Below are 26,107 nucleotides of genomic sequence, written 5' to 3'. Positions count from 1 at the left end.
GCTACATTACCTCTCGATAAAGCTTTTCTAGTGAAGGTAAAACAAGTTCAGGGCGGAATTGATAGACCAGTTCGTTACCGTTAAATGCTAATTTTCTCACTAACTCAGGTGAACTCATTAGCTGATTTAACTTAGCTGCCACAGATTTTGGATCTTGTGGGTCAACTAACAGCGCATGTTTTTTATCATCCACTAAATAGGGAATGCCCCCAACATTTGAACTAACCACGAGTAGCCCACTCGCTAACGCTTCAATAATTGAGTTTGGGGTATTATCAACTAAGCTGGTATTTAGCATTATGTCGGCTTGCTGGTAGAGACAGGCAATTTGCTGACGATTAAGGCGCCCAACAAATTCAACACTTTGCTCTAACTCTAGTTCTTTGACCAATGCTTTTAACATCAGATCCTGCTCACCAGAACCTGCGATGGATAATTTACTATTTGGAAACTGCTGGTGAAAAACCGCAAACCCTTTAATGGCCGTTTGATTGTCGTAAATCGCTTCTAAATTTCTTGTCACCACAATATGTACGGGCTTAGCAACCAATTGTGGTTCTTTAAATTCAAAGATCGATAAGTCGACCATGTTTGGTATCACTTCTGCCTCTAACTGATACTTTGCAAAAACCTGCTGCAAAAAAGAACTTGGTACAATAATCTTATCAACTCGCCTTAAACATCCTTTTATCCAGAACCAATCTTTAGCAAAAAACTCTTCCGCTAAACCTCCGCGATAGTTAAGTACAACCGGGATATGATAACGATTAGCAATATAAACAACCGGCATCACAAAGAGGTAAAAAGACCAACCAGAATTAGCCATTAAATGAATAAGTTGGTAGTGCTTAAGTTGTGAATATAGGACAATAATATAACTAAACAGGCGAGCCACAGCTCGAAGTATAGGTATTTTGGCAAGCCACCGAAACGGATAAGGGGCATTTGTCGCAATAAGTTTAACGTCATGATTAGCGGCTATTAAAAACTGCTCTAGCTGCTTTGTTTGCATCGCCATACCGCCATTAGGTGGTGGGGTCGGTCCAATTAAAGCTATCTTCATCATTAAGGCTCTCGTGTTAACTCATCATAAACATTAACAATAGGCTCAACACTAAACTGCCAACTGCGTTGGGCTTTGACATAGTCGTAACCCGACTGCTTTAACGCCGGCCAGCAACTTTTATCCGCAATTAATCGATTAATCGCCTGACTTATCGCGTTGGGATCATCGGGCTTAAATAACACACCAGTAACATCATTCTCAATCATTTCTCGGTGCCCACCTATATCTGATGCAACCACTAAGCCTTGTTGCGCCATAGCCTCAAGAGGTTTTAAAGGTGTCACCATCTCAGTTAATCGTATAGATTCTCGTGGGTACACAAACAAGTCCACCAATGAATAATAGCGGCTTATATCATGGTGATTAACGCGCCCAATAAATGTCACTGCAGACGATAGTTTTAGCGTTTCAACTTGCTGCTGTAATTGCTCTAATTGAGGCCCTCCACCTACTAACAATAAGTGTGCTTGTGGATTTTTGGCCAAAATAGCAGGCATTGCATCCAATAATAAATGCAGCCCTTCATAGCGATAAAAAGACCCTAGAAATCCTAATACAGTTTTTCCCTCTAGCCCCCATTGTTCAATAAGTTCAGCGTCTTTAGACTTGATAATATTGAATTTAGTAATATCAACGGCATTGGGAATAATAGTAATATTTTTTCGCGATATTCCCCAATGATGAATGTAATCAGATAAGCCATGGCAAATGGTCGTAACATGATTGGCACGATGCAGTGCGGTTCGCTCAAGCCATTGCCCAACCTTGTAACGTAATGATCCTTCTCGGCACGTTCCGTGACTGACCGCTGCATCTTCCCAAGATGCACGAACCTCATACACTAATGGAATGTTATATTTTTTAGCCACAGAACTGGCTGCGATAGCATTTAATGAAGGAGAGTGAGCGTGAATCACTTGCGGACGTTGTTCCAGAACAACCTCTTCAATTCTTTTGCTCAACGAACGAATCACATCCCACTGATTAAGGACAGGTACTTTTGACAAGGTCCCACCAAAGGTTCGATAAAAAAGTAAATCATCTACCTGCTCTTGTTTTTGTTTTTGTTCTAGTTGCTTTGCTGAGCTCACATGAATAGTTTTAATGCCTAACGCATGTTGCTGACGTAAGATAGCTAAGCTTCGAAAGGTGTAGCCACTATGAAGTGGAATCGTATGATCAAACACATGAAGTACAAGCATCAGTTCCCTCTATCAGTAATTTAAACGCTAGCGTTTTTAAAATGATTTATAGTCGTTGCAACTATGTCATCGAGTCGCTTCAGTACATAGGGCCAGCTGTAGTTACTAAGGATACGTTGCCGCCCAGCTTGAGCAACGATAGAACGCTGCATTTTATCTTTCATTAGACTTAAAATTTGTTCACTATATTGCTCAGGCGTTTGCGCCACAAAAAAGTCTTCACCTGCTTCACCATCAACTCCCCTAGCCCCTAACGAGCTAGTAACTACCGGCACTCCCATGGCCATCGCTTCCAAAATTTTATTTTGAGTTCCTCGTGCAATCTTTAATGGTGCAACCATCACGGCACTTTTTTGAACATAGTCACGAACATCATCAACAAAGCCTGTCACAGTTACCCCCTCAATAGCGGCTAAAGCCCTTACATTATCACTAGGTGCAGCACCAACGATCAAAAACTCAACATCAGTAATTTGTTGTCTAATTAAAGGAAGTATTTCATGGCAAAAGAAGGAAACAGCCTGCTCATTGGGGTAGTAATCCATTCGGCCGATAAACGAAATGATATGTGGCGAGTAAGACGTTGTGATTGGCTTAAAGTAATCCACATCGACACCATTAGAGAACCAGTCCGTTTGTTGGGCTAACTCAAAGCTATCTAGCGTGTCGCACTCGGTTCTGGTAATCGTAGTACACATATCAAATGAACGACTTAAGCGTTTCTCCGCCCGCTCTAATTTACGCCCTTCTAGCCAGTACCCCATGTTGACAGGGAAAGGTTTAAAGCGAGTAAAGCTTAGCCATTTTTGCGAGTCCATATCGACAAAGTCTAAAATTTTTGCGGTGTCAGTTACCTGTTCAACATATTGGGCAACAGAGGAACAATGCACATAAATCAGATCAAATTTCTGCTCATTAAGGAGTTTTTTGATTTGTATTGCTAATGATTTACTGTAAAAAAAACCCATGCTCGACGGTTCAAAGCTTAATAGCCTCGACACCATTCTGACCTGCTGAACAGGTTCGTTAACTCGCGCCATAATATATTGATGGCAAAAGGGCGCAATCCCCTGTCCTTCTTGCTCCTCCAGGCTATTACGAACCATTGAAGCAACCCAAACCTTGTGCCCCTGTTGTTGAAAATGATTAATGATATTAAATGAGCGTACCCGGCTTCCGTCTTTTGCTGGGTAAGGAAAACGATGACACAGATAAAGAATATTCATACGTTAGCCTCCTGTGCCAAAAAGCGTTCAAACATTAATAACGTCCACAACGCAGCGCTATTATCACGAACCCCTTTAACATGACTATCAATTAGCCAGCGTATTGTTTTTGGGTTAAAGACCCCACAATTAAGCATATGAGATGATAGTAGCCCCTCTTCTAACTTTTTTTGTAATGGCCCACGAAACCAATGGGCAAGAGGAATACTAAATCCCATTTTAGGCCTAAATAAAACATCATGCGGAAGATACGAAACCAAAGACTGCTTAAAGATATCTTTTCCTTGGCTTTTATGGATTCTTAACGGTGGTGCAATCGTTGCGCTCCATTCCACAAAGTGATGATCTAAAATAGGAACGCGCACCTCTAATGAATTAGCCATGCTAGCTCGGTCAACTTTGGTGAGAATGTCACCAACTAAGTAGGTCTTCATATCAATGTATTGCACTTGGGATAGAGGGTCTGAATTTTCCACTTGCTGTGCGTGTTGCTTAAATACTTCCAAACTACTGTAACCAGCCAGTTCCTTGGAAAACGCTTCACTAAAAAGTCGTGAACGTTCATCACTTCTTAGAATTGACATGCTATTGTGATAGCCTTCAATCCAGTCATATGACATCGACTGAAATGTCGTCTTAGCGCGTAAAACCTTGGGGGCCCAATCCAGCTTCGGGTATATTCGCCCTAAGAGACCAAATATTGGTTTTCGTATGGCTAAAGGCACAAGCTCCCTTATCTTTTGCTCCTTTAAATGCCACTGATAGCGACGATAACCCGCCATTAACTCATCTGCACCATCACCAGACAAAGCCACAGTGACATGCTCTTTTGTCATCTGGCACAAACGATAGGTAGGTAACGCTGAGCTATCAGCATAAGGTTCATCATAAATATGAGCTAGCTGGTCAATCAATTCAAAATCATCACTGTCAACCATCTTAACTCTGTGGCTTGCTTGGTAGCGTGATGCGACTTTCTTTGCATAGTCCGTTTCATCAAAACCTTCCACATCAAAGCCAATTGAACAAGCGTTAACTGCGTCATCTTGTAAACCCGCCATCATTGCAACAACTGAAGATGAATCGACTCCTCCAGAAAGGAACGCGCCAAGTGGAACCTCGGATACCATTCTGATGTCAACAGCTTGCTTTAGTTTCTCTACTAATGTGCTCTTAGTTTGCTCCGCTTGGTGTTGTAACGATTCAAATTCAACATCCCAATATTGCTTAGGTTCAGGCGCTGACTGGCCACGAACAAATAGTAATGTATGCCCGGGAGCAAGTTTAGACACACCTTGATAAATCGATTTAGGCTCTGGGATATAACCAAACGAAAAATAATCCTCTATAGCTTGGTTGTTTAAGATACGAGGACAATCTGGGTGTTGTTTTAGTACCTTTAACTCGGACCCGAAAATTAATTGCTGATTATCTAACAATGCGTAATAAAGGGGTTTAATGCCTAGACGGTCACGCGCTAAAAATAATGAGCCATTTCTGCTATCCCATATTGCAAAAGCAAACATTCCACGCAGTTTTTCAACACAACGCTCACCCCACTCTTGCCAAGCATAAATGATGGTTTCTGTATCACCATTGGTCACCAGCGGGTAACCAAGCTCCCGTAACTCCTGGGCTAAGTCAGCAAAGTTATAAATTTCACCGTTAAATACAATACCGATACTTTTATCAAGATTGAACATCGGTTGGTGTCCACCAGCTAAATCAATAATTGATAGACGTCGATGGCCTAAGCCAATTCCTTGTTCAATATAAAAGCCATCATCATCAGGGCCACGATGACTTTGGATATCATTCATTTTTTGTAAAATATCTTGTTTGATCGTAGATGCTGTTTGTAAGTCAAAGATCCCTGCTATTCCGCACATATCACACCCTAGTATTTATATTGGCCAACGATAAATATAATGCTTGATACTGATTAATCATTTTACTTAAGCTAAATTGATTAACCGCCCGCTTCCGCGCTTGTTTCCCATGTGCTTCACGTAATGGTGGATCTTGAATGTAGCTCAACAAACAGCTTTTTAAATCGTCAATATTATTACTTGGAAATAACAATCCAGTCTGACCATGCTTTACCAACTCAACATTGCCCCCCACCTTGCTCGCAATAACAGGGACACCACAGGCCATCGCTTCAAGAATTGTATTTGAGATCCCCTCAGCCGAGGATGGTAAAACAAAAATATCTGTGCTCAATAAGATAGAAGCTATGTCACTACGATCACCGAGAAAATCACAATGCGCCTGTAGCGCCAACTCAGTAACTTGTTGCTGTAAAACATCAAAACATTCACCCTCTCCGACGAGCTGTAAACTCAGCCCAAGCGTTGGCTGTTCTGCTATTAATTGGGCTACCGCTGAAATTAGTAACTGTTGGTTTTTTACCGCTGCTAAGCGGCCAACCGTTGTGATGGTGATATTGGATGACGCCGGTGTAGAGGTTTGAACAGGAGTAAATTTTTCGGTATCTACACCATTACAAATCCGCTCCACAATACCAGCACTCACTTTAATATGTTGCAAAATAAATTCTTCGCCCTCAGCAGAGAGCACAACGTATTGATGGATTAAAGGTTTTAATAAACGTCTTAAAAAGTTATGTTTAACATTGTGTTTTGCCGACTCACTATCCCAACCGTGCTCACCATGTATGCGAACAACAGACATACCAAGACTCGCCAATTGCGCCTCTAAAGCGGCGATACCTCGGCTATGAATAATCGTAGGCGAAAGTGATTTTAGATGTGCTCTTAATGTCAACAAATAACCAAAATTTGAACCCGATTTTTTATTGAGAGTAATAAGCTTAACGTCATCACGTTGAATACGTTGCGTAAACTCATCATCATAATCTGTGATACAAATAATTGAATGTCGGAATTGACCAAAGGTAAGCTGATTAATTAAGTTAACCAGTCCATTCTCCAATCCTCCTGTAGCAAAACGATACAAGATATGTACAACATGAATAGGTTTCTCTGTCATTATTCAAACCTTATTTTTTCCCCATTAACTTGAAGCCATGACATCAATTTTTGTGGAGCTTGTTGTGTAAAATCATCAACAGCAGAAATAGCAATAAAATAACCTGCCACTTCATTGTTTAATAATAAATTAATGCCTTGATTTAACTTTACCCAGCTCTTGTTGTTATTATTGATACCGTCAATGTGATACCAGTAAAAAATGGTTCTTCGTTGACCGTTAGCTCTAACTAAGCTTAGTTCAACATAGGGAATTTTTCCGTTAGCCAGTTGAATTTCTTTCGTTTCTTTTTTTTCAAGACTCCATAGGTTGGGATGATAAATGACATTAGTCGAGGTAATTAATTTACCTTGCGATTGTTTGTTGGCGTATTGTGCGATGTGAATTTCAACACCATTGTCACTACGCCCTTTGAGAAGCGATAGGGGGTGGCGAAAATTGATCCCCCAATACTTTAAATCATCAGAGACAATACCCTCCATACCATCAGGTTTAACCATCACCGCTGCAATTTTAGGAGGTGTTTTCATCACGACATTACGCACTAGATATGTCGATAATAATAATGCTATTAAACAGATTATCGGCAACCCATAGCTATACTTAGCCAAGCGAAAGTCAGTCACGGGATTAAGGAAACTCTTACTCTGCTCCTTAGCCTTTTCATGATCAGCCCAAAAACCACCGACATAAAACATCACAAAAATAATCAGACCAAAAAACAGCCAACCATAAATAAGATGATCTGCCCCTGTCGCATATTTCATCTCTGAATGATGGGCTATAAGAACAATCAGATAAGCCCTAATACCGTTAGCAATTAAAGGCATTAATACTGCGAAGATAGCAAAAAGGCATTGTTTACGGACAGAGCGATAGGTTAGGTAAGCGTATAATGTCCCGACTGCGACTGTCGATAGTAAATAACGAATCCCTGAACAAGCAACCGCGACCTCAAACACCCCGTTTGGGGTTGTAATGTATAATCCTTCAAAATAGACAGGGATTTGACTAACCTGAAGAAAATAAACAGTAATTTTTGCTGTTAACACTTGTAACCATGGAATCAATGTATGGCCAATGGGGACAGCAAACAAAATATAGCACAATGGAAATTTAAAGCTTCGGGCAAAACTGTCACCAAAGACTAACCATAAACTAACACTTAGTAATGCGAAAACAGCAAGTTGCCTCATCGCATCAATCGAGAGTAAGTCCGCTGTCATATACAATAACAACAAGCCGACTAACGCTGCACAAGCCGACTTACTCGGACGTATTTCTAACGCATAAAATCGTGGCTTTTGCTGCCAAAACAACCACGCTACCACCGGTAAAATTAGCATTCCGTGAGCAAATGTGTCAGAGCGAAGCCAAATAGAAACAGTCTCTTTAATCACCGGTAGGAAAAGTAAGAACCAAATAAAAAATGTCAGACCGCCAAGCAAAAAGCAGTGGGCCAATTTTTTACTTTGTTGTTTTTCCCCTAAGTTAATCTGTGCCATTTGTGTCATGCCATTCACCCTAAGTATTTTGACAACATGGGTCCAAATACTTGGCTCGCTTTCAATGGTAAGCGCTTCCATAAGTTAATCACTAGTGCATACTTAGGGTTATTGGGGTTACGTTGTGGTAAGGCACCACCGTTATTTAAGTAAAACTGATAAACCATCGGAGTTGGTTTCATCCCCCAATGTTTTTTATACTTATAGGCACCACTGTCGACTTTACTACGACCAAAATCAAAATAATGACAGCCTTTATGACGCGCATGACACATTAACTGATAATACATAAAATCATTGCTCTTTAAGTCACGAGCAGCAACAGTCCCCCCTCCATAATGCGGTATAACTTGCCCGTGATAATAAAAACTCATGACACTGGACACTGGTCGCGCCCCTGAATAAACCGTTAATACATCGCATTGTTTGCTAAAGTTTTCAAATAAGCGTTGAAGAAATTTCTTGGAAAAAACCGGGCTCCCTAAATTGCGTACACTCTGAGAGTAAATATCGAATAAATTATCGATATTATCCTCAATTTTATAGGATAAATTCGACTTCATAGATTGACGAATTACCGCGCGCTGCTTCTTCTTGATTGAGGCTAGAATCGCTTCATCTGAATTAGCAATCTCACACCCAAACAAAGCATGAGATTCTTGTGCCGGAGTAGCAAGCCCGAATCGCTCACTATCCATTGAGTCTGCAATACGAAATTCAACAAATTCGACGTTTAACTCGTTAGCGAGTGTTTTAGTAAATTCAATTAACTGAGCTTGATAACACTCTTCATCAGCTAGTACCCCACCGTGGATACAAAAAGGGGTCGAGACTAAAGAACGTCCAAACAGGACACTATCGAGGAGCACTAAAGGTAGTACAGCTTTAATTTGTTCGTCTTGTGTAACATATAAGTAATAACAGCGATGATCTAAAGCAAACTCAATCGCCTCTTTCCAGCCACTTAAATGATAAAATGTACCTTTAGGGTGTTGTTTGACGTAAGAATCCCATTGCACTGAATCAACCATTGAAAGTGTCTTTATCATCCCTGTCATGAAGCTAACCTTATTTAATTAATTGAAGATCTGTTTGATAGACATTTTTCATTGTTGACCAGTTAAAATCCGTTAATAAGCAGCCTAAACGTTGTTCAACTTTATCCAAATTAAGGTAGTGTCTAAACCTCGTCTTATAACCCACACCGCAGGTGCGGGGTTGCTGTGGGTCTAACTCCCACGGATGTACATAAAAAACCGCCGCACGCTGCTCTTGAAGATGAAATTGTTTTAATGCCCACCGACTTAACTGATAAGGAGCTAAACGAAAATAACCTCCACCAGCAATAGGCCAAGTTTTGCAATAGCGCTTTAATGTAGTCACTGGAATCTCTATCAATTCATCAATTACTTGATATGAAAACCTAGGCCATTGTGGCACCCCATAATGATCATGCTTTATAGGGTAGGTGCTTGAGCTATACCTAAATCCTAGCTCACGAATTATCTCAAAGGCCCAAAAGTTTTCATCGCCGATAGAAAAGCTTGGTGCTCGATAGCCCATCACCTCAACTCCTGACACCTGCTCAAGTATGCTTTTAGAGCGATAAAGGTCTTGTTTAAACTCTTGGGGTGATAGTTCACTCACTCGTTGATGCCAATGCCCATGTGAAGCTAACTCATGCCCTTGAGCAACAATCTCTTTAATCAAATTAGGGCAGCGTTCAGCGACCCAGCTCAAGGTAAAAAAAGTTGCTTTTATTTGATGTTTATTAAATAAAGAGAGTAAGCGCTGAGTATTTTTCTCAACTCTTAATGGTTGTGAATCCCATCGGCTATGAGGATAATGCTTGGCGAAAGCAGACACTTGAAAGTAGTCTTCAACATCCACCGTCATCGCATTAGTTATTGCTTTACTCATTCAATTTCCCCAAATTAAACGGTGCTATTAACGGCTACCTTTAGAGAAAATTACGATCTCTATTGTTCTTAATAAGATTAATAGATCGAATAAATAGCTACGGTTTTTAACGTAATACAGGTCAAATTTAAGTTTTTCCAATGCATCTGTTTCGCTTGCGCCATAAGGATAACGTAGTTGAGCCCAGCCCGTTAACCCTGGCTTGACATGATGACGCTCATTGTAAAAAGGAATTTTTACCGCTAATTGTTCAACAAATTCAGGTCGTTCTGGTCTAGGTCCGACAAAACCCATATCCCCTTTAATGACATTATATAACTGGGGTAATTCATCAACTCGATACTTTCTTATAAACCGACCAACAACTGTCGTCCGGTCATCGTTTTCCTTTGCCCAGACCGCCCCTCCAGCCTCGGCATTCTCTCGCATGCTGCGTAACTTATAAATTGTAAATAATTGCCCATTTAAACCCACTCGCACTTGCTGGTAAAACACCGACGCAAGTAATCCATCCTCAATCTTGATTCCGATAATAGCTAAGATAAGAAAAGGCCAACTAAACAATAAAATGCAAAACGCTAATATGGTATTAAATACGCGATGATAAAAGGCATTCATTCGTGTTGGCCCTTGAAAAGCCTGCGAATAGATCACCCAACCTGGATAAATAAGATCAATTGCAAGTTGGTCAGTTTCGTGCTCAACAAACGAGAGGATATCAACGATATCAATGCCTTTTAATTTGCATTTTGAGAGAGCTTCATAAGGAACATTATTACGTCGCTCATCACAGGCAACAACAATTTTTTCGATATTATGCTTCTGGGCAAACTGGTCCACAGAACCTTCAAGTGTTAATAATTTATCGCGACAAAGCTCTTCTTCACAGTCTCCATCAAAGCGAACAAAACCCACTATTTCCACTTGTCGCCGATCAACTTCTCGTCTCATTCTTCGCTCAATAATTGATGCTCTTTTACCAGCCCCTAAAACGAGAATCCGCTTTTTAAACGAATGTGCAACAACAAAGTTTAATAGTTGGTAGCGTAAAAAGCAGATGATTGAACAACTCACAGCAGCAGACATAAATAAAGATGGCTCATAACCTTTCTGGTTTTCCAGCACAGCCAAACCAACAATGACGAGAAGAAATGCTAAAAGAAAACTTAAAAGAAATCGTTGAGATATACCCAAAAAGTCTTCTCGACACTCACGACTATATAAGCCTAAAGCAAGTGCAAAAAACTGTGCTGCAAACATAAAAGAAAATACAATATAAAACGTATTAAAGATCAGTTCTTGAGAGGTGAATGGCTTTTCAAAAACATATGATGTTAGCTCCATTGTCATAATCATTGAAATGACGATAATAACACTTTCAAGTAAAATCAATGCCTTACCATTCTTATTAAGGTAACCAGGATCTACTTTTGGCATTTATCAATCTCCTTTCATGAACAATAACGTCTTTATATGAGCTAAATGATAATGTTAAGTCGGTGTTAAATATATTAAGCGTAGTGCATATTTTTGGTCTTTTCTTCTCATCGATAACTTTTCTAAAAATAAAGTTATTCCTGTTTCCTAGACGAAGTTAAATTCATCGTCTAACTTTAAAATGTATTGAAAATAAAGGGTGAATTATCCTCTTCCGGCATAAAAAAATTAAAAAAGTTCGGGATATTGAACAATGGTGGGATGTGAATCATTGACTAAAAGATCGGGGTTCATCTCATAGATTTTAAAGCGACTAGTGACTTTAACTAATACCAACTCGGTTAATAAAGTGAACAGTTTTGTAATGTGTTCAAACGAATTAGAGCAAGGCATTTATTAGCATATGTGGTTGCCCTTCATCGATAGTAAATAACGTAGCTATCATTCGTTTAGCCCTTAACAAATGATCAGGATATTAATGAATATTGGTATCACTACATTAGGCATTGGTGAAGCTTGTTATACACCTTTTAAGCACTATCAAAACAGTGCATTAGGGTGAATTAGATTGTTTATTTATAAAACATGGAATAATTATTATGAACAAGAAACATTTTGGGATCACAAAATTAATCATCGCATCCAACCTAACATTAACCTTACTAACCGGGTGTAGCAACTTACCTCTTTTGAGTAATGCAACAACTTACCCATCACTCACAACATCTGTCGATAACTACCAATATCTTATTGGACCCGGAGACTCCCTTAACATTTTTGTTTGGCGAAACCCCGAAGTATCAGGACAGTTTCTAGTACGTCCTGATGGCAAAATTACCACTTCTTTGGTTGAAGATATTCCAGTCTCAGGCAAAACACCGACAATGCTAGCCAGAGATATTGAAAAAGAGTTGAGCCGCTTTATTCGCGAGCCTATTGTTACGGTGACAGTATCTAATTTTGTCGGACCTTTTAGTGAACAAATTCGCATTGTCGGCGAGGCCATGAATCCACAGTCAATCAACTATCGCCAAAATATGACATTACTCGATGTTATGGTTGCTGTTGGGGGATTAACTGAGTTTGCTAACGGAAATCAAGCAAAACTCATTAGAGTGGTCAATAATCAAGAGAACACCTACCTCATTTTGCTTGATGACTTAGTCAAAGATGGAGATATATCGGCCAATGCCGATGTGTTACCAGGCGATATTATCATTATTCCTGAAGCTTGGTTTTAACAAGCAAAGCAACAAACATTCTATATCTTATATTGACTCAATCGCTCTAACAGTGAAAGAGAGAAACAAACATGCAAGAACTATTCGAGCAAATACAGAGTATTGTTAAAGGCATTTGGTTAAAAAAGCGCTATATCATTATTTTTGCCTGGTTAATATCAATGAGTAGCTGGGTGGCCATTACTATCATGCCTGACAAGTACCGTGCGACTGCACGTGTATATGTTGACACTCAATCTTTATTAAAGCCTTTATTACGAGGGTTGACCATTAGTAATAACCCAACCCAACAGATACGCTTAATGGAAAAGACATTACTGAGTCGCCCTAATTTAGAACGAATTCTCAGAATGGTCGACCTAGATATATTAGCAAATAACCAACAAGAATTTGATCGATTGATTGATCAATTAAAATCAAATATTAGGTTAGCTAGAACCAATAAAGAAAACCTGTATACCATTATCTATACTGGTGATGACCCCATAAAAGCTACTCACGTTGTTCAAGCGGTGTTAAAAGTATTCGTCGAAAATACAGTTGGTCAGTCACGAGATGAAGCCAAAGTAGCCAAGCAGTTTCTTAGTGATGAGATTGCGGAATATGAAAATCGATTATTAGAAAGCGAACAACGCTTAACCGAGTTTAAACAGAAAAATGGGAGCTTTATTTCAGGAAACAACTCAGGTTATTACCCAACGTTAGCACAATATGAACAAGAGTTAGAAAAGGCAAAACTAGAACAAAGAGAAATCGAGCTTCAGCTTCAAGCTGCCCGCGCTCAACTGGCCGGTGAGCAACCCACCTTTGGACTATTAACTCCGAGCCAAAAGCGTAACTTCTCTACCTCTTACGATGAGCGGATAAATCAGCTTCAAGCTAATTTAGATCAGCTGACAATGAAGTACACCAACGAACACCCTGATGTCAAAGAATTAAGAGCTCGAGTCGACTCATTGCAAGCACTCAGGGAGGAAGAGATATCAGAAATGCTAGATATAGCTAGCGTCAACAACAGCTCGCTGGGCCAATCATTAGACCATAACCCTGTATTTCAAGAAATGCGCCTTAACGTTATCAACTTAGAAAGCCGCTTAGTGGCAATTAAAGTTAGAGTTGATAATTTTAAAGATAAGTTAATGGACTTAAGGAACAAAATTCATTTAATTCCCGAGATTGAATCCCAACTAATGGCATTAAACCGTGGATACAATATTACCAAGCAAAAATATGAAGAACTTTTAAAGCGACGAGAAACAGCACTACTTGGTGAGCGAGCTGAAAAATCTGTCGATAATATTCAATTTAAGGTTATTGACCCACCCCGAGCCGATGAACAAGCCACGGGGCCAAATAGGAGCCTCTTTTACACTATCGCTTTAGTTGGCTCGATTGCCGCAGGGGTCGGAATTGCTTTTATTACAAGCCAATTAAACTCAGTCATTATGAGCCCATTTCAGCTAAGCCAGTTAACTGGGTATCCAGTACTTGGTGCTGTTTCTCATACTGATACTCGAGGCTTCAATCGTGAGCGTAGAACTAAAAATATTACCTTCATTGGCCTCTTGAGTCTTTTATTTCTTTTTTATGCAGCAATTATTGCGTTAGATATCACCAATGCTTTATTGCCTGATTTGCGAGTTTTTGCTCAAGGAGTGTTACAGTGAGTACAATTGAAAAGGCCCTTTCCAAGGGTAAACCTGAAAGCACTAATTCAACATCATTAACCAATAACTCAAATGAAGAAGAGCATGGCGTTACGCCGCCACATGCACACACTATAACCATTGATTTGAACGAGTTAGCCAGAAAGTCGATGGTCACAAACCGTACAGAGCGAAGCAGAACAAATGAAGAGTACCGTTTTATTAAACGAAAAATTCTGACAAACGCCTTTGGTAAGGCCTCTAACTTATTAACCAATTCAAATATTGTACTTATTTCTAGTACACACCCCAATGAGGGAAAAACGTTCACATCAATCAATCTCGCCTTAAGTATGGCTTTAGAGCAAGATAAAACCGTATTATTAATTGATGCGGACGTGGTTAATCCGAGTATTGGAGCAGAGTTAGGGTATGACTCGACAAGTGGTTTAGTCGATTATCTATTAGGAAATGTGAGTGACATAGGACAAGTTATCTACCACACAAACATTGATAAGTTAACGTTAATACCCGCAGGTAGTCGCCACCATTTGACCCACGAGCTTCTTTCAAGTGTTCGTATGGAAGAGTTGATGCAAGAATTAGCTTCCCGCTATCCAGACCGGATTATTTTGCTCGACTCACCTCCCTTAATCGGAGTGAGCGAAACACAAGTTTTAGCAAGTGTCAGTGGTCAGGCTGTAATTGTCGTCGAAGAAAATAAAACCCCTACAAGCAACATCACCAAAGCGGTTAAGTTACTCGATAAAGAGATGGCTATAGGTTTTGTTTTAAACAAAAGTGCTGAAAATAGCTTTCAGAATTACGGCTACGGCTACGGTTATGGAAATTATTATGGTTTATAAAGGTATGGCATCTAAAAACCCAATTAAGATTTCTGTTTTAGTATTGTTCTCTATGGCCTTACCGGTTAATGCCGAGCTAAAAGTAACCCCTAGAGTGTCGATGTCTCAACTCTATTCAGATAACCTTTTTAACCGAAGCGACACCCAGCAAATAGAGTCTGACAACGTGAATCAACTAGTCGCTGCATTAGCACTTAATAGTCGAAGTATGTTGCTTGATACAAATTTAAGTTACCAATATACAAAGCTAAAATATCAAACATTTCACCAACTTGATCAGGACTTCAGTAATTATCTCGCCTCAACCACTTTCAAGTTGATTGATGATCAGCTCCTTATCAAATTATCGACTCAAAAAGGGCGTTTTGCATCAACGTTAACGTCAGGTAATAGTGGTGATGATATACTCTCGGGTGCAGCGCAAACTGATATTACAAATTATAAAATAAACTCCAATTTCAATTCGCGTTTAGGACGTTTTTTAGACTATAACTTCAACTTAACCGCCGACAAAATAAAAGCGGATCAAGTGACTAACGCTGAGCAATCATTACTCGATGATACAGATGCTTATTCTACTCAATTAACGCTAAGTAATGGGCGCTTCTTTAAACATAGCTATTGGCGATTGTCAGCAAGGCAGACAGAAAGTGAACGACGTGGACAAGGCTTTTCTTCTCTCACCAAACAAAAACTCAATAACTACCGAGCAAACCTTGGTTTTGGCCTAACCTCTACTACATCTTTGTACCTGCAATATGCAAAGGAAGACTATGATGTTATTGGAGGGGGGGCACCACACTTGAATTATGCGAGTTATGGCTCAGGTATTCGTTGGCAACCTAGCTCAAAAACGGATATTAAACTTGCCTATAACTGGGCCTTAGATGACAACAACGAAGACCACATCAGTGCTGAGTTAGCTTGGCACCCTAGCCGAAGAACCTCGTTTGAAATTAGTACTAAAAAGCGTTTTTTCGGTGATGCTTATTCCTTTAGTTTTAACCACAGAAAGAAACGTATTGTTACCAAAGTCGCTTATACTGAACAAATTATTAGCTACCGTCTATCGAGCCTTGACGAATCACCAACTGATAATTTAATTTGCCCAACACTTGAACCTTTTACTCTAGATCAGTGTGAGTTTACCTCTGACCCATCTCCAACCCTAGGTGCAGGTCAACAACTCATTCCGCAGCAAGAACTCACCCCAGACTTACAAAATAACACCTATTTAGATAAGCGTTATACCGCTAGCATCAGCTATCAGAAACGTAAACTACTTACACATTTTAATTTTATTTCGAGTACTCAGACCAACTTGCAAACGGATCAAGAAAGAGATCAACTCTTTGTTGGTTTGCGCTTTAATTACCTGCTTTCACAACGAGATAGTATCGAATTTTCAAGTAGCATTAGTCAATTTCAACTTGAAGATGAGGAGCAGTTATTGCCTCGATTTGATGATACGCGACTTAGCTTAAGCTACCAACGCTCATTAAGTCCGGAAATAGGGGTCCAATTACAGCTAACAGAGTTAGACCGAGATTTTGAAAGCAACCAACAATATAAAGAGCAACGAATCATGCTTTCGCTCTCAATGAGGTTTTAATCCTATGTATCTTGAATTTTATGGTTTAAAGAGCAAGCCATTTCAGTTGAGTCCTGACCCCTTATTTTTTTTCTCAAGTGAACTACATAAGAAAGCACTGAGTTACTTGAAGTATGGCCTATCACAGCAAGAAGGGTTCATTGTGATTACAGGTGCCATTGGAACTGGTAAAACGACCATTGCTAGAGCATTACTTGATGACGTTGACGGAGGGAATATTGTCGCCGCTCAACTAGTCACTACATTACTAGAGCCGCTTGAACTATTAGAAATGATTGCAGCAGCATTCAAAATAAATGTTGTTGAACGAAATAAAACAGCCATCCTACAAAGTATTGAGAAGTTTTTAATTGCATTAAATGAGCAAGGCAAGCGAGCCGTTTTATTAGTTGATGAAGCCCAAAACCTTCCAGCGGAATCCGTCGAAGAACTCAGGATGCTGTCAAACTTTCAAATCGGTAACATGCCTTTATTTCAAAGTTTTCTGTTAGGGCAAAACGAGCTACGCACTATCATTCAAGCTCCAGGCATGGAGCAGTTTAGACAGCGAATCATTGCCTCATGCCATCTCGCACCATTAACTCAAGAAGAAACACGCCATTATATTAATCACAGATTGAAGCAAGCAGGATGGCAAGGTGACTCATTAATATCATTTACAGCCTTTTCAATCATTCATCACCAAACTCAAGGGATCCCAAGGATGATTAACCTATTTATGGATAGGTTAATGTTATTTGGCTTTATTGAAGAATTAAAGCACTTTAATGTTGAAGCCATCGATACCGTGTTGAAAGAGATGTCGAACGAGCTCAATATGACAACAGCATTTCAGTCGGCTAAAGTTGAACAAAACCCTATCGTTCAACCTGCGTTACGTGCTCCAACGAAACAAAGTGAAACAAGTAAGGAGCTCGAGTTATTACTTACCCAAGCCATTGATAAAATAAAAAAACTAGATACTAAAGTAACAATGTTACTTAATAAGAGTTAAGCAATGGAAAGTGTTGGTTTTTTTAGTTACCTAATCGCAGGAGGATGCTTTCTCTTGCTCCTTCTTTTAATGTCCACCACTTCGATTAAACAGTTAAATTCAAAGATCCTGTTTATGGCAGTTATAGCAACTGCAACCTGGTGTTTTTTCACCAGCTACTCAATTCAGAGTCAAAAGCCTCTAATTTTTTCTTTCATATTTGAGACGGTTAAGAACCTTCTATTAGGCTTGCTCTGTATTAACTTATTGCTCAAAAAAAACAAGTTTTTGTCACTAATTGCCACCAGAAATAAATTCTCTTTGTTTTACTTTCTGATCATTTTTAGTTTGTTCTGTTTAACCCTTAATGTTTATTTGTACCTCATACCAACTCAACTCATTTTTATCGCTCAACTAACACAATCAATCGCATTATTAATCATGATCGAGTACCTTTACCGCCAAGGCAGCAGCGAGTTTAAATGGGGATTCAAACCATTAGCTTTCACCATTGCAGGCTTCGCTATTTTCGACCTTATCTTATACTCTAGTGCAGTTTTATTATCACAGATAAACTTAGACATGTTTTGGCTCAGAGGCGCATTTTATATACTCCTTAGCCCTATATTAGTCATTGGTATTAAGCGTCAAGAGTCATTAGGCTTGCGCATATTTATATCACGCGAAGTTGTGTTCCACTCCACTCTATTGCTGGGCATCTCCCTTTACCTACTCACTATGGGTGCTACGGGCTACTACTTAAAAATAAATGGCGGGCATTGGGGGGTCGTATCTCAATTACTCTTCACTATTTTAGCTTTGGCTATTTTAGTATTGCTATTTATTAACCAGCCACTTAAGAATAAGATTAAAGTATTTATAGATAAGCACTTTTTTGCTAACCGTTACAACTATCGACAACAGTGGATAAACTTAAACAACAGCTTATCTGAAGACTCTAGTACAGATTACAAATATGTCGCCATTAATGCTATTACTCAATTATTTAAGATGAAACATGGCGCATTATTCATTATAAAAAAAGACAAACCGATAATGTGCAATGCTACCACGCTCGATAATTTTACGACTGAGTCAAAATGGGTAGACTTCATTGCAAGCTATCAAAAAGATGATAAACAATGGATTATTGATATTGACGAATATGAGCGCTATCCCGAAGTTTACCCACAGCAACTGACGGGATTAGACGCTGTATTAAATTGCTCGCTAAAAATCGTCGTCCCCATTATTCATCAAAATGCCCTATTTGGTTACTTTCTTTTGTCTAGGCCTAGCCATAATGAAATCGTAAACTATGAAGATCGGGATTTACTGTTCACCGCAGGCCAACAGCTTGCCAACTTTTTAGCACTAAACCAAGCCAACAGAGCAATATTGGAAGCTAGCCAATTCACAGCATTTAATCGTATGTCAGCGTTTTTAGTCCATGATTTAAAGAATATTGCCGCACAATTAGAATTAACCTCAGCTAATGCACAAAAATTTAAACATAACCCAGAGTTTATTGATGACACTTTTGAAACCATCGAACACGCCAGTAAAAAAATCAATAATATGCTCTCTCAGCTACGAACCAAACAATCCCAACAGCAACAGCGAAGTTCAATTAACTTAAAATCTTTCCTCAAAGAAATTATTAACAAAGTTAGTTACACACCCGTTCCACAACTCATAATTGACGTAAACGAGGGCACTAACCCTTCACCAAATTTATACCTAGAACCTGAAAAGTTGACTAATATTATATTGCACTTAATAAAAAATGCTCAAGATGCTTGTCACGCTAGTCTTATTGAAGGGGAATCTAGTCTGAGTAAAGAATCAATGGCAAATCACTCTGTCACTATTGCGTTAAAGCAAACCGTAAAGCATTGGATTATCTCTATTAAAGATAGCGGCGTTGGCATGACCCAAGACTTTATTGAACATCGCCTTTTCAAGCCTTTTGATACAACAAAAGGAAACGCTGGGATGGGAATTGGAGCCTACGAAGCCAAACACTATATCGAAGACATTGGTGGTCAACTAGAGATAGATAGCATTGAACACCAAGGGACATGCATTAATTTATTAATTCCCCAGCAGTCCGAACTCGTGCCCAACAAGGATTCGTATTATGAGTCAAATAAAGCCTAAAATTTTAGTTATCGATGACGACCCCGGCATTCTAAAGCAATTAAAATGGAGCTTAAGCGATTTTGACATTATCACTGCTGAGAACCAAACCGGTGCCATGGCACAAATGCGTTTACACGCGCCTACGGTTGTAACACTGGATTTAGGCTTACCACCTGACCCCACCAATGCCAGCGAGGGGCTCGCTACACTAACGGCTATATTAAGTTTTGCCCCCCATACCAAAGTAATCGTTATCACAGGCAATGATGATCGAAAAAATGCGGTCAAGGCTATTGCACTGGGTGCAACAGACTTTTTCCAAAAGCCTGTTGAACCCGATATTTTAATTCATTTTCTCACCCGTGCGTTGCACCTTTACCAACTTGAAGAAGAAAACCGACGATTAAACCTACTCGCCCCGTCCGTCAACAATATCATCGGTTCAAGCCAGCCAATGCAACGTGTAATCAAAATGGTAGAGCGAATTGCTAAAAATAATATCACCACATTATTGCTCGGAGAGAGTGGCACAGGTAAAGAGGTTTTGGCCAAAGCAATCCACCAATTAAGCGATAGGAAAAATAAACCTTTTATCGCAATAAATTGTGCCTCAATACCTGAAAATTTACTAGAAAGCGAACTCTTCGGTTATGAAAAAGGTGCATTTACGGGCGCTCACAAACAAACGAAAGGGAAGATTGAATGTGCACACGGAGGCACTTTATTCTTAGATGAAATCGGTGATATGCCTCTTAATTTACAGGCCAAAATGCTACGCTTCTTGCAGGAGCGGTTAATTGAACGGATCGGCGGTCGCCAAGAAATAGAGATTGATATTAGAGTGATCTGTGCGACACATCGAAACTTGGAAGAAATGATTAACCAAGAGTTCTTTCGTGAAGATCTATTCTATCGAATCAATGAGATTTGTATTAATATCCCAGCCCTTAGAGAGCGAGATAGTGACATCATTCTACTTTCTAAAACTATCTTAAAACAGTTTAATGAAGAGCTAAACGCAAAGATTAAAGGATTCACACCAGAGGCTATTAATGCCCTAATGAACTATTCTTGGCCAGGAAATATTCGCGAATTACAAAATAAAATAAAATCCGCAGTGATAATGTCAGATAATAACTACATTGATGAACTTGAGTTAGGTCTTAACGCCTCAACACAAGATAATATCATTGTATTAAGGGACGTGCGTGCACAAGCAGAAAGTAAAGCAATTGTCAGTGCTTATGAGCTATGCAATGGTAATATGTCAAAGACCGCTGAACAGTTAGGAGTTACTCGGCCAACGCTTTACGCATTGATCGAAAAATACAATATCAATGAACTTGTCAGCAGCTAACTGCTGAACAAGTTTCAATCAATAGCATGACTAATAATGTAACGATACTTTCCTGATTTTTCAGCCACAATGGCCTCACTTAATTGAATATTAATCTCCACACCTTGGCCGAGTCTTGCTTTGAACCCTTGAGTAATAGCACTGGACATTGCATCGCTTAATCCACCTTGCTCAGGAACAATAAACACATCTGTTAAATCAATCGATTGCTGGACAACCTTAAACTCTTTAATCCCTTCAATTTCACGTAAAATATAAATTAATGCTAAACCATGCATCATAGTGCCATCTTGAGCAATCACAAAGTCCGTACTGCGCCCTTCAATTGACTCCAACATCGGTAACCCACGACCACAAGGACAATTAGCTGTCGATAAGCAGCCAATATCTCCAGTGCGGTAGCGGATAAATGGAAAGTCCTCGGACGCGAGATGGGTTATGACTATTTCACCAGATTCACCATCAGGAAGGGGATTTCCAGCAGAGTCTACAATCTCAACAATAATGTCTTCTGCTGATAAATGCATGCCACCTCTCGAACATTCATGGGCAATAAAGCCAGCGTCTCTCCCACCATAACCATTTGCTACAGGACAGCCAAAGACAGACTCGATTAATTCACGTTGATGATCATAAAGACGTTCAGATGTAACAAATATGACTTCTATTCCTAAATTATCTAAGCGCACCTTTTTCATTCTGGCTTGTTTAGCAATGACTTCATAAACAGATGGGTAGCCAAAAAGCATCGCAGGTTTGCGGAACACAATGCGGTGAATGAATTGCTCAATGCTACGCTCGGTTAAATCAAATGCAGGCATTAACTCGGTTCGGAGTAAACCGTCTCGCCATTGACGCACTTTGTCTTGGGCCCCAAGCTCAATCGGTGAGCCCCATGCAACCAACTCTTTATCACCAATATCAACTCCCCACCAACGCGTCGCTCGCCACTTTTGAGCAACATCGTGACTAACTCTGTTTTTGCCCAACATAAAGGTCAGTGGGCTACCCGATGATCCCCCGGTATTGCCCTTGCTCAAGGGACCTGCATTAACAGATATCAGTTCATCGAAATTTTGTTTTATGACTTCTTTGGTCATAAAAGGCAACTTGGTTAGTTCATCACTTTGACACACATCCTCCGGCGTTAAACACAAATCATTAAATAATTGATTTATATATGGCACATCGTTATAAACCTTATCAATAAAACGTGCTAAACGTTGATCGCGTTCAGCGAATATCTGTTGCTTAGATTGCCATTGAGAGCGCTCCAATGATTGCCGAACCGAAACAGAATGATGAGATTTTAACGATTCATGAAGTGGAAAAATAACTTTGCTAACAAGTGAAGTGTAAAGTGACTGCGTCATAATATCCCTATCCTCCTCAGGCTCTAATTTAAGCATAGAAGAGAATAAGACAAAGACCACCGAATAAAGGAAAAAACAACTCACAACGACAACTGTGGAGTTATTACATACTTAGACGCTAAATAAGTGAGCCCCTGAAAGTATGTTATTCAGGGGCCCACTTAGTTGTTAAGAAAAAGATTCTGGCTAAAAGCATGCTTGAATGACGACGGTTGAAGTTTTAACGAACCTCTAAATAACTTTGTAGTCCAGTATGTTGGGACAACAATTAAGCGTCATCCTGAAAATGTGTTATTCAGGATCCTTTGCTGCTATTGAAAATCCCAACAAGATTCAAAGCTTATTGCAAATGACGCTTAAAGTAGTTAGTCATCATTGTTTTTAAGTGAAGCGTTGTCCCTTCCCCTTCTCGTAATGAATGGCTACGATTAGGATAAGACATAAACTCAAATTGCTTATTATGTTTAATTAATTCATTAATCAAACGTTCACTACCTTGGTAATGCACATTGTCATCGCCCGTGCCGTGAATAAGCAGTAAGTTACCCTGTAGGTTTTTAGCATGGGTGATTGGCGCACTTTGCTCATAAGCTTCTTTGTTATCCTCTAATAGCCCAGAATAACGCTCTTGATAAATCGTATCGTATAAACGGATATCTGGCACAGGTGCAGTTGCAATGCCAACTTGATATTGTTCAGGGTATCTAAATAGCATATTTAACGTCATTGAACCGCCACCGGAATGCCCCCAAATACCAACACGCTTAGTATCAATAAATGGATAGCGCTTTGCCATCGCTTTTAGTGCATCTGATTGATCTCGTGAGGTGACCACACCTGCTTTTGCATAAATCGATTTACGCCAAGCTCGACCTTTCGGGGCTTTAGTACCACGATTATCAATTGAAGCAACGATGAAGCCTTGCTGAGTTAATAATTGATCCCACATAAATGAGTTACCGCGCCAACTGTCTTTGACGGTTTGACCTGCCGGTTCACCATAGACATAGAATATCACTGGGTATTGCTTATTTTCGTCAAAATTGGCTGGTTTGGTAATGTAACCGTCTAGCTTAACGCCATCACGCGCTTCCACTTGAAAAAACTCAGTTTGGCCCAAACTTAATTGCGCTAATTTTGCTTTTAATGCCTTATTTTTTAGCATGGTACGCTGAGTTTGATGATCACTTAACGCAACAAGTCGCTTTGTTGTTGGTGTGTCAAAGCTTGAATGGCTGTGAATAGCCCACTGACCTTTCGCGTCCATGTGATAACGGTTAAAACCAGCATATTGTTGTGGCGTAACTCGCTCTTTTTTTCCACTACCATCTAATGGTGCACGATATAAATAACGCTGTGCAACATCATCAGGTGACGCAATAAAGTAGACCCAGCCATTGTCCTGATCTATCGATTTTATCGAGGTAATATCAAAGGCCCCTGGCGTTAAATCTGTCACCGTTTTTCCATCGCGAGAGATTTTATAAATATGACGCCAATCATCTTGCTCACTAATCCATAAAAACGACTTGCCATCGTCAATCCACGTTACATCATAAACCCACTCTATAAAGGTTTGCTCTTTTTCAACATAGATTGGCTGTGGCTGACCATCACTCGCTTTAACTAAATAAACAGTATTAGTGTCTTGTTTACGGTTCATGCGCTGAACAATAATTTCATCACTGTTGGCTGCCCAGCTCATGCGAGGGATATACATATTATGCGCATCCCCTTCAAACTCAGCCCAAACTGTTTTTTGAGTAGATAAATTAACCATACCGACTTTTGCTGCTGGGTTCTTCTCACCTACTTTGGGATATGGGAATTTAGTCAGTGTTGGGTAAAGATCATCAGTATTATTAATCATAATGAAATCTTTAGAGCCACTCGTATCTAATTGCCAATACGCAATTTTACTGCCATCAGGGCTCCAACGAAAGCCATCACGAATGGTAAACTCTTCTTCGTAAACCCAATCAAATAAGCCGTTAATAGTACTTCGATTAGCATCAAACGTTAGTTGAGTAATTTGCTGCGACGCTATCTCTTGCACGTAAATATTATCAAGGTATACATAAGCCACTTTGCTGCCATCTGGTGAGAATTTAGCAAACATTAAACGACTTTCTTGGTAATCTGATGCACCTATTTTTTTAAGCTCAGAACTCGCTAAATCCAGTACATAATAATCACCGCGCGAGTTTGAGCGCCAAACTTTCTTTGAGTTGGTATAAATTAATACCTGCTGTCGATCTTGAGACCAAACATAATCATGGATAGCTAATGGCTTATCTTGCCCAGAAACAATTAATTGCTCTGCAGAAATCAACACCTGGCGTTTATTCGTCTTCGGATCATAAACCACAATATCATGACCAATACTGTTTAATTCACCTTGCGCATTCTTATGCTTCTTGGTTGAACGTTCAACAGCGGTATAACCAGAACCATCACTTAACCAGCGGATTTGACCGATTCATTCCGACTTAAATTCGTTGTCCTTATAGATGCGTTCAAGGGTTAAAGGCTGTTGTTCACTAACGGCACTAACTGGCGTGGACTCGAGGGTACTTTGACAAGCGCTCAGACCGAAGCCTAAGCCAATTGCTAAAACCAAGCGTTTCGCCACAAGGTTGGAGATCATGAGTTTTCCTAATTATGAATTAATTGTATACAATATAGAGCAAAGTCTATTATTTGCCATAATTTTTTTGTAACAAACCTTGAAAAATCAACCTTTGACGCCAGATCAGAATGATAATAACCAATAGGCTATAGCATGAGAACTCCTCGAATATTTCACCCAGAGACCATTGGGTCTGCACAACAAGTCACTTTAGATGCTGATGCGGCAAATCATGTTGGGCGAGTATTGCGCTTAACTGTTGATGCACCGATTATTTTGTTTGATGGCAATGGCGGTGAGTATCCAGCGAAACTCATCGAGTCGGGTAAAAAGAAAGTTGTCGCCCAAATCGAATCATTTAATGACATAGATATTGAATCCCCACTAAAGATACACCTTGGCCAGGGGGTTTCTCGTGGTGATAAAATGGAATTAACCATTCAAAAAGCCGTTGAGCTTGGCGCCACTGAAATTACGCCTTTATTTACAGAGCGCTGCGGTGTAAAACTCAGCGGTGAGCGACTAACAAAAAAGCTCAATCAATGGCGAAAGATTGTTATAGCCGCCTGCGAACAATGCGGACGTAATACCGTGCCGACTATCCACCAGCCATTAGGCCTTAGTGAATGGTTAGCACAAGAAAGTGATGAGCTGAAGCTTAATTTACACCCCCGTGCGAGCTATTCAATCAATAGTCTACCAGCACCTGAGCATGGTATTCGTTTAGTCATAGGACCTGAGGGCGGTTTATCAGATATTGAAATTGAAGAAGCAAGTGCTAGTGGTTTTGATGAAGTTCTAATTGGCCCACGTGTATTGAGAACTGAAACCGCAGGGCTTACTGTAATTAGTGCTTTGCAAACGCGCTTTGGTGACTTAGGCTAATAATAAATTTAAATA

At 39.8% G+C, this 26,107-nt stretch carries 20 protein-coding genes; 8 read left to right on the top strand and 12 right to left on the bottom strand.

Annotation, left to right across the window (positions count from 1 at the left end; translation table 11 throughout):
• Position 1: 1 nt before the first annotated feature.
• The 9 genes from Q8W26_RS08240 to Q8W26_RS08200 are packed head-to-tail and all read right to left on the bottom strand — an operon-like array spanning position 2 to position 11,368.
• Positions 2–1,066 (bottom strand): glycosyltransferase family 4 protein, encoded by a 1,065-nt coding sequence (locus Q8W26_RS08240; RefSeq protein ID WP_101215305.1) that lies wholly within the window; start codon positions 1,064–1,066, stop codon positions 2–4.
• Positions 1,066–2,268 (bottom strand): TIGR04063 family PEP-CTERM/XrtA system glycosyltransferase, encoded by a 1,203-nt coding sequence (locus Q8W26_RS08235; protein ID WP_101215304.1) that lies wholly within the window; start codon positions 2,266–2,268, stop codon positions 1,066–1,068. The genes Q8W26_RS08240 and Q8W26_RS08235 overlap by 1 nt, the downstream gene beginning before the upstream one ends.
• Positions 2,269–2,288: 20 nt before the next feature.
• Positions 2,289–3,494 carry a TIGR03087 family PEP-CTERM/XrtA system glycosyltransferase gene (locus Q8W26_RS08230; RefSeq protein WP_101215303.1) on the bottom strand — a complete coding sequence of 402 codons (1,206 nt, stop codon included), beginning with the start codon at positions 3,492–3,494 and terminating at the stop codon, positions 2,289–2,291.
• Positions 3,491–5,383 (bottom strand): XrtA/PEP-CTERM system amidotransferase, encoded by a 1,893-nt coding sequence (locus Q8W26_RS08225; protein WP_101215302.1) that lies wholly within the window; start codon positions 5,381–5,383, stop codon positions 3,491–3,493. The genes Q8W26_RS08230 and Q8W26_RS08225 overlap by 4 nt, the downstream gene beginning before the upstream one ends.
• Position 5,384: 1 nt before the next feature.
• Positions 5,385–6,506, bottom strand: a complete 1,122-nt coding sequence (locus tag Q8W26_RS08220) for a glycosyltransferase (RefSeq protein WP_101215301.1) — start codon at positions 6,504–6,506, stop codon at positions 5,385–5,387.
• The gene (gene xrtA, locus Q8W26_RS08215) at positions 6,506–8,020 is read right to left on the bottom strand and encodes an exosortase A (protein WP_305473040.1); all 1,515 of its coding nucleotides are present in this window, start codon (positions 8,018–8,020) and stop codon (positions 6,506–6,508) included. Before xrtA ends, Q8W26_RS08220 begins: the two co-directional genes overlap by 1 nt.
• 5 nt (positions 8,021–8,025) lie before the next feature.
• Complete coding sequence (locus tag Q8W26_RS08210) at positions 8,026–9,069, bottom strand: FemAB family XrtA/PEP-CTERM system-associated protein (RefSeq protein ID WP_101215299.1); 1,044 nt, start codon at positions 9,067–9,069, stop codon at positions 8,026–8,028.
• Positions 9,070–9,079: 10 nt separating this feature from the next.
• Positions 9,080–9,931: an XrtA system polysaccharide deacetylase gene (locus Q8W26_RS08205; protein WP_101215298.1), complete on the bottom strand. Its 852-nt coding sequence runs from the start codon at positions 9,929–9,931 to the stop codon at positions 9,080–9,082.
• 27 nt (positions 9,932–9,958) lie between these two features.
• The gene (locus tag Q8W26_RS08200; RefSeq protein WP_101215297.1) at positions 9,959–11,368 is read right to left on the bottom strand and encodes a TIGR03013 family XrtA/PEP-CTERM system glycosyltransferase; all 1,410 of its coding nucleotides are present in this window, start codon (positions 11,366–11,368) and stop codon (positions 9,959–9,961) included.
• A gap of 599 nt (positions 11,369–11,967) precedes the next feature.
• Between Q8W26_RS08200 and Q8W26_RS08195 the strand changes: the two genes are divergently transcribed.
• The 7 genes from Q8W26_RS08195 (at position 11,968) to prsR (ending at position 21,205) form a co-directional block, all read left to right on the top strand.
• A complete protein-coding gene (locus Q8W26_RS08195) occupies positions 11,968–12,609 on the top strand; it encodes an XrtA/PEP-CTERM system exopolysaccharide export protein (protein WP_101215296.1) in 642 nt (213 codons plus the stop codon).
• Between the two features lie 71 nt (positions 12,610–12,680).
• A complete protein-coding gene (locus Q8W26_RS08190) occupies positions 12,681–14,276 on the top strand; it encodes an XrtA system polysaccharide chain length determinant (RefSeq protein WP_101215295.1) in 1,596 nt (531 codons plus the stop codon).
• Positions 14,273–15,121, top strand: a complete 849-nt coding sequence (locus Q8W26_RS08185; RefSeq protein ID WP_101215294.1) for an XrtA-associated tyrosine autokinase — start codon at positions 14,273–14,275, stop codon at positions 15,119–15,121. The genes Q8W26_RS08190 and Q8W26_RS08185 overlap by 4 nt, the downstream gene beginning before the upstream one ends.
• Positions 15,111–16,733, top strand: a complete 1,623-nt coding sequence (locus Q8W26_RS08180) for a TIGR03016 family PEP-CTERM system-associated outer membrane protein (RefSeq protein ID WP_101215293.1) — start codon at positions 15,111–15,113, stop codon at positions 16,731–16,733. Before Q8W26_RS08185 ends, Q8W26_RS08180 begins: the two co-directional genes overlap by 11 nt.
• Positions 16,734–16,737: 4 nt before the next feature.
• Entirely contained in the window at positions 16,738–17,727 is a 990-nt protein-coding gene (locus Q8W26_RS08175) for an XrtA/PEP-CTERM system-associated ATPase (protein WP_101215292.1), read from the top strand.
• 3 nt (positions 17,728–17,730) lie between these two features.
• The gene (gene prsK, locus Q8W26_RS08170) at positions 17,731–19,866 is read left to right on the top strand and encodes an XrtA/PEP-CTERM system histidine kinase PrsK (protein WP_101215291.1); all 2,136 of its coding nucleotides are present in this window, start codon (positions 17,731–17,733) and stop codon (positions 19,864–19,866) included.
• Positions 19,847–21,205 (top strand): PEP-CTERM-box response regulator transcription factor, encoded by a 1,359-nt coding sequence (gene prsR, locus Q8W26_RS08165; RefSeq protein ID WP_101215290.1) that lies wholly within the window; start codon positions 19,847–19,849, stop codon positions 21,203–21,205. The genes prsK and prsR overlap by 20 nt, the downstream gene beginning before the upstream one ends.
• Before the next feature lie 14 nt (positions 21,206–21,219).
• Here the strand turns inward: prsR and Q8W26_RS08160 are convergent, their stop codons facing one another.
• From Q8W26_RS08160 to Q8W26_RS17915, 3 genes are all read right to left on the bottom strand, one after another.
• Positions 21,220–22,578 (bottom strand): phenylacetate--CoA ligase family protein, encoded by a 1,359-nt coding sequence (locus Q8W26_RS08160; RefSeq protein ID WP_305473032.1) that lies wholly within the window; start codon positions 22,576–22,578, stop codon positions 21,220–21,222.
• 340 nt (positions 22,579–22,918) lie between these two features.
• Complete coding sequence (locus Q8W26_RS08155) at positions 22,919–24,913, bottom strand: S9 family peptidase (RefSeq protein ID WP_370694270.1); 1,995 nt, start codon at positions 24,911–24,913, stop codon at positions 22,919–22,921.
• 144 nt (positions 24,914–25,057) lie between these two features.
• Complete coding sequence (locus Q8W26_RS17915; RefSeq protein WP_370694269.1) at positions 25,058–25,225, bottom strand: hypothetical protein; 168 nt, start codon at positions 25,223–25,225, stop codon at positions 25,058–25,060.
• A gap of 135 nt (positions 25,226–25,360) precedes the next feature.
• Here Q8W26_RS17915 and rsmE point away from each other — a divergent pair, with 135 nt between their 5' ends.
• Positions 25,361–26,092 carry a 16S rRNA (uracil(1498)-N(3))-methyltransferase gene (rsmE, locus tag Q8W26_RS08150; RefSeq protein WP_101215288.1) on the top strand — a complete coding sequence of 244 codons (732 nt, stop codon included), beginning with the start codon at positions 25,361–25,363 and terminating at the stop codon, positions 26,090–26,092.
• Positions 26,093–26,107 lie beyond the last annotated feature (15 nt).

It is taken from the genome of Psychrobium sp. 1_MG-2023 (assembly GCF_030689115.1).
Classification (GTDB): domain Bacteria; phylum Pseudomonadota; class Gammaproteobacteria; order Enterobacterales; family Psychrobiaceae; genus Psychrobium.
Note: the sequence above shows the minus strand (reverse complement) of the source record. Positions and strands in the feature narration are given on the sequence as shown.

Excerpts from the sequence above, each read along its gene's own strand:
- Q8W26_RS08195 (WP_101215296.1), top strand. The coding sequence starts at position 11,968 with ATGAACAAGAAACATTTTGGGATCACAAAATTAATCATCGCATCCAAC.
- Q8W26_RS08220 (WP_101215301.1), bottom strand. The coding sequence starts at position 6,506 with ATGACAGAGAAACCTATTCATGTTGTACATATCTTGTATCGTTTTGCT.
- Q8W26_RS08160 (WP_305473032.1), bottom strand. The coding sequence starts at position 22,578 with ATGACGCAGTCACTTTACACTTCACTTGTTAGCAAAGTTATTTTTCCA.
- Q8W26_RS08175 (WP_101215292.1), top strand. The coding sequence starts at position 16,738 with ATGTATCTTGAATTTTATGGTTTAAAGAGCAAGCCATTTCAGTTGAGT.
- Q8W26_RS08190 (WP_101215295.1), top strand. The coding sequence starts at position 12,681 with ATGCAAGAACTATTCGAGCAAATACAGAGTATTGTTAAAGGCATTTGG.
- Q8W26_RS08235 (WP_101215304.1), bottom strand. The coding sequence starts at position 2,268 with ATGCTTGTACTTCATGTGTTTGATCATACGATTCCACTTCATAGTGGC.
- Q8W26_RS17915 (WP_370694269.1), bottom strand. The coding sequence starts at position 25,225 with ATGATCTCCAACCTTGTGGCGAAACGCTTGGTTTTAGCAATTGGCTTA.
- prsR (WP_101215290.1), top strand. The coding sequence starts at position 19,847 with ATGAGTCAAATAAAGCCTAAAATTTTAGTTATCGATGACGACCCCGGC.
- Q8W26_RS08230 (WP_101215303.1), bottom strand. The coding sequence starts at position 3,494 with ATGAATATTCTTTATCTGTGTCATCGTTTTCCTTACCCAGCAAAAGAC.
- Q8W26_RS08200 (WP_101215297.1), bottom strand. The coding sequence starts at position 11,368 with ATGCCAAAAGTAGATCCTGGTTACCTTAATAAGAATGGTAAGGCATTG.
- rsmE (WP_101215288.1), top strand. The coding sequence starts at position 25,361 with ATGAGAACTCCTCGAATATTTCACCCAGAGACCATTGGGTCTGCACAA.
- prsK (WP_101215291.1), top strand. The coding sequence starts at position 17,731 with ATGGAAAGTGTTGGTTTTTTTAGTTACCTAATCGCAGGAGGATGCTTT.
- Q8W26_RS08240 (WP_101215305.1), bottom strand. The coding sequence starts at position 1,066 with ATGATGAAGATAGCTTTAATTGGACCGACCCCACCACCTAATGGCGGT.
- Q8W26_RS08225 (WP_101215302.1), bottom strand. The coding sequence starts at position 5,383 with ATGTGCGGAATAGCAGGGATCTTTGACTTACAAACAGCATCTACGATC.
- Q8W26_RS08205 (WP_101215298.1), bottom strand. The coding sequence starts at position 9,931 with ATGAGTAAAGCAATAACTAATGCGATGACGGTGGATGTTGAAGACTAC.
- Q8W26_RS08210 (WP_101215299.1), bottom strand. The coding sequence starts at position 9,069 with ATGACAGGGATGATAAAGACACTTTCAATGGTTGATTCAGTGCAATGG.
- Q8W26_RS08180 (WP_101215293.1), top strand. The coding sequence starts at position 15,111 with ATGGTTTATAAAGGTATGGCATCTAAAAACCCAATTAAGATTTCTGTT.
- xrtA (WP_305473040.1), bottom strand. The coding sequence starts at position 8,020 with ATGACACAAATGGCACAGATTAACTTAGGGGAAAAACAACAAAGTAAA.